Genomic DNA, 4,858 nt, shown 5'->3' on the forward strand with positions numbered 1-4,858 from the left:
AGCACTTCGGCAGGCTCAGCACAGGCGTGCGGAATGGAGGGCAACGTTGTAGCGGCTGGCCTGTGCGTATAATTGTCATTATGTTACTTGCTGTGGCAGCGGGGATATTTTGGAGGCTCATTATTTTTGCACAATATCTCCCATAAAAAAACGGACCGAAGCCCGCTTTGTTTAAAATTTCATTTTCTGAATCCTTACCGCATTTAGTATGGCAAGCAATGCTACGCCCACATCTGCAAAGACTGCTTCCCACATCGTGGCTAACCCCCCTGCTCCTAATACCAACACCACTGCTTTTACTCCAAAGGCCAACGCGATGTTCTGCCAAACAATTTTTTTTGTTTGCTTGCCAATATTAATGGCCATTGGGATTTTTGAAGGTTTGTCGTCCTGAATTACCACATCAGCGGTTTCAATGGTGGCATCACTCCCAAGGCCACCCATCGCTATGCCAACATCACTTAAAGCTACAACCGGCGCATCGTTGACACCGTCGCCAACAAATGCAACCGTTTCATTCCGTGCTTTTATTTCTTTGACTTTATTCACTTTATCTTCCGGCAATAAATCGCCAAAAGCATTAGGTATGCCCAGTTTTCCTGCGACAGCTTTGACCACCGTTGCTTTATCACCGCTCAACATGGTAACTTTTACTCCTAAACTTTGAAGTTTCTGTACAGTTTCGGCAGCGTCTTCTTTGATGCTATCCGCAATGGTAAGGTATCCCGCAAATTTGCCTTCATAAGCAATGGCAATCAATGTTTCTACAATATCGTTTGGATTTACATCATATTGGACATTGAATTTATCCATCAGTTTAAAGTTTCCTACAAGCAACTCTTTTCCCTGATATGATCCTTTCAAGCCATGTCCTGCTATTTCCTCTACATTGTCGAGAATAACAGTATGGTCGGGTTCACCCAGGTGTTCATGAATTGCAGTTGCCACCGGATGGGTGGATGAATTTTCGATTACATTCACTAATTTCAGAATTAACTCCCGGTCGAATTGCGGTTTCAGATTTACGGTCTGTACTTTGAAAACACCTTCAGTCATGGTTCCGGTTTTATCCATTACCACATTTTTCACCTCTGCTAACGCATCCAAAAAGTTACTACCCTTAAATAAAATTCCATTTCTGCTTGCGGCACCAATTCCACCAAAGTATCCGAGTGGAATACTAATCACTAATGCACATGGACAGGATATTACCAGGAATATAAGGGCGCGGTATAACCAGTCCCGGAAAATATATTCATCCACAAAAAAATACGGTGCCAGACAAATTGCCACGGCGAGAAACACCACAATTGGGGTATAGATGCGTGCAAATTTCCTGATGAACAATTCAGTGGGTGCTTTCTGGGCCGTAGCATTCTGTACCAATTCCAGAATCTTTGAAAGTTTCGAATCACTGTAAAGGGTATTGACCTTTACCTGCGCAACAGTATTCAGGTTAATCATCCCTGCAAGGACGGCATCATTTTTCTGTTTTGTATCCGGTTTGCTTTCGCCAGTAAGTGCTGAAGTATTGAACGACGCACTGTCTGAAATCAAAATTCCATCCAGAGCTAGTTTTTCTCCCGGTTTCAACTGGATGACCGATTCTAGTGCGACGTCTGCAGCTTTTACCGTTTGTGGGCGATTATCTACTAAGATGGTCACTTCATCAGGACGCTGATCTAACAATTCAGCGATATTACCTTTTGCCCGCTGAACGGCCAAAGTTTGGAATACTTCCCCCACGGAGTAAAACAGCATCACTGCCACCCCTTCCGGATATTCGCCAATGGCGAAAGCCCCAATAGTGGCGATGGACATGAGGAAAAACTCCGAAAACACATCTCCTTTCCGGATACTTTCAAACGCTTCTTTAAGAACCGGCAAACCTACCGGAAGATATGCTGCTGCATACCAGCCAATCCGTACCCAATCCTTGAACCAGGATTGAGGGATCAAATAATCCATCGCTAATCCCACCATCAAAATCACGAAGGAAATAATTGCAGGCAGAAACAGCTGAAACGTTGATTTCCCCTGTGCTGAATGGTCGTGACCATCATCCTCCGTATGTTCATCATCCTCGCTCAGTTTCTTAGACCCTGACGGCGATTTTTTTGCGGAACGATATGCTTTGTCAGTGATACTGCAACAGCTATCCTCGATCAGAACTTTAGCGCCTGCATCTTTGTATATCTTGCCTTCCTGCGGCGTGCAGCACAATTGATTGCCATTTTCGTCGTAGGTATGTATATGTAATTTATTATTTGACATAAGTTATATTTAATAATGTATTGTAGTTTTTATTTTGACGTACTATTTCTTAATGTCCATGACCTTCCTCTCCCTTATTATTCATTTTAGCCAAGATAAAGAAGGCATTTTTAACTACTATTTGGGCATTGTCAGGAATTGGTTTTAAAGGGGTGATTTGAGTATAACCTAAATCGGTAACTCCCTTAGCCACTGGAATTTTTTCAAATCGTACTTCCTTTTCCTCAGATTCTTTTTTATTGCTTTTTTCTCCTGACTCCGGTACATTTCCCCGATCTTCTTCGTTTTTATCATCTTGCATAATAAAGATATAATCCTGTCCCTTATCATTAACTATGGCGTCCGTAGGAACCGAGGCTGCAGTTTGGTTATCCAGACTGATAACGGCGGTTACATTCATGCCATCAATGAGACCCACGCGGTCCCCTATGACCTGTGCGTGAACAGGAACAGTTTTGCTTTCTCCTTCAAAGGCTGTACCAATTGAAGTTATTTTTGCATCATACTCTTTACCTGGACTGTTGGTAAGTGTAAAATGAATGGTTTGTCCCGGCTGTACTTTACCCAAGTCTTTTTCATATACATAGATATCTAAATGCAGGGCTGAGTTGCTTACAATTTCGGCAATTGGCGAAGCCATGTCTACATTACTCCCGATTTGCGCAATCACTTTACTTACCGTTCCGCTGATGGGCGCGCGCACCGCAAGGGACGAACTGTAACCCTGAGCTGCACCGATGCTGCCTAGCTGTTTCTGCAGTCCGGAGCGCTGGCTTCGTAATGTTGCAAGATCTGTCTGTGCCTGCTGAAATTTCTTTAACGGTGCGGCATTTCCTTTATAAAGCTGCTGGGCACGCGTTACCTCCAGCTCTGCCATCCTGATTTGGCCATTCACCTGCTGCAGCTGCTGCTGCATCACGATTAAATCGGGATTTGATATCGTTGCTATAACTTTTCCCCGCGACACATAACTTCCAGGCTGGACATACAATGAGCGCACTATACCGCTGTATGAGGGCGTGACAAATGCCTTATTCTGATTCGGCACGGTTAGCATACCGCTCACCTTGATGGTATTGGAAAGCTCCTTACTTTCGATACTGCCCATCTGGATGCCTACAGTTTTTATCTGTTCTTCGGTGAAATGTGCCACATTAGGATCTTCGTGCTCATCGGGCTTCTCTACTGCAGTTGCTTCTTTGGTTTCAGTGACTTCTGATTCTTTTTTGCATCCTGTCAACAAGACAGAGACCGCAAAAATTAGGGTGATATATTTTTTCATGTTATATTCTCTTTTGGATCCTTAATTTTTAATATAGTAGTTATATTGTATTACTGCCATGTTGTATTCGTTCAGTGCAATCAAATAGTTTTTTCTAATGTCTATAGCTTGGGTGAAAAACTGGTGCATTTCAGAAAACCCTATTTCCCCAGCTTTGTAACTCAGCATTGCCGCATCAAAAATTTGGTCTGCCTGTTGTAAACCTATGCCTTCATAATATTTAAGCATTTCAGCAGCTTTCAGAATTTCAGTATAGCTGGAGCGGGTTTGTGCCGCGAACTGATTTTCCTGATAGCGCAGCTGAGATTGTTGAATTTCGACCTCGGCTTCTGCAGACTGCAATTTGGCTTTGTAAGCAGTCTTTCCAAAAATGGGAAATTCTACAGCTACTGAAAAGCCTGTTATGGGATCCTTCATTCCGTATAATCTCTGGGAAAATATTCTTCCCGAAAAGTCAGGTTTGTTCTGCATTTTCTGAACCTCTATATTCGCCCTTGCTATTTCTATATTCTGCTGCTGCAGAGCCAATGAGGGATGAAAACTGTCTGATGGTAAATCTTCCAAATCCAATTTCTGCAAGTTTGTGTCTTCCGGCAAGTATAGCACCTGACTATTAAGAAACAGACTGAGTTGTTGCTGCTGTGCCGAAATATTCTGTTCGTTTTGCTGTCTCTGAGCCTGGAGCTCTTTCATCCGTGCCTCCGCAGCAATGTTTTCGAGACCAGCAGCTTCGCCGGTTTTGAAACGAAGATTTGCTGCTTTGTACATGGACGTATAATACTCATCAAGTTTTTGGTAGAGTTTACCCACATCCTGAAGGTACCATAGCTGGTAAAAAGCGGTATTTACTTCCCTTTTTATCACTGCGTCCAACATGTTTTTGTTCAGTTGGTGAAATTTCAGCTGCTCCTCGAAATATTTTCTTTTCGCCTTATATAACCCGGGCCACTGGATGGACTGCTGTATGCCAATTTTAAAATCGCCGTCCGGATCACTTGGTCTCATATCGTCGTTTTCCACGAAGATGCCGGTCTTAGGGATTTCACGTGCCGTTCTGGTTTCCAGTAAAGCTTTATTTACCTGGGCTGCGTTTACAGAGTACTGTAGATTATTCTCCAACGCTATTTTCACTGCATCCTTTGGTGAAATTCTTTCCTGCGCACTAAGAACGCTGACGGACGTGCAGAATAAAATAATTAGCGTCAAAAACGATGTGTTTTTGCTTTTCCTCATTTTACTTTTGAATTGGTTTTTAGAATTAAAGATGATATAGAGTAGCGGCAGAACAAATAAGGTAAGGAA

At 42.9% G+C, this 4,858-nt stretch carries 3 protein-coding genes; all 3 read right to left on the bottom strand.

Annotated elements, in window-relative coordinates; translation table 11 throughout:
* Window positions 1–171: 171 nt before the first annotated feature.
* On the bottom strand, window positions 172–2,274 hold the full coding sequence (locus V5N63_RS08965; RefSeq protein WP_088470057.1) for a heavy metal translocating P-type ATPase: 2,103 nt from the start codon (window positions 2,272–2,274) through the stop codon (window positions 172–174).
* Window positions 2,275–2,323: 49 nt separating this feature from the next.
* Window positions 2,324–3,556 (bottom strand): efflux RND transporter periplasmic adaptor subunit, encoded by a 1,233-nt coding sequence (locus tag V5N63_RS08970; protein WP_088470056.1) that lies wholly within the window; start codon window positions 3,554–3,556, stop codon window positions 2,324–2,326.
* Between the two features lie 21 nt (window positions 3,557–3,577).
* Window positions 3,578–4,858: TolC family protein (locus V5N63_RS08975; RefSeq protein WP_332033672.1), on the bottom strand; the 1,281-nt coding region annotated here is incomplete at its 5' end.

Source organism: Kaistella sp., from assembly GCF_032060305.1.
Classification (GTDB): domain Bacteria; phylum Bacteroidota; class Bacteroidia; order Flavobacteriales; family Weeksellaceae; genus Kaistella; species Kaistella yananensis.

Bases quoted from the DNA above. Each gene is read 5' to 3' on its own strand.
- V5N63_RS08965 (WP_088470057.1), bottom strand. From the start codon at position 2,274: ATGTCAAATAATAAATTACATATACATACCTACGACGAAAATGGCAAT.
- V5N63_RS08970 (WP_088470056.1), bottom strand. From the start codon at position 3,556: ATGAAAAAATATATCACCCTAATTTTTGCGGTCTCTGTCTTGTTGACA.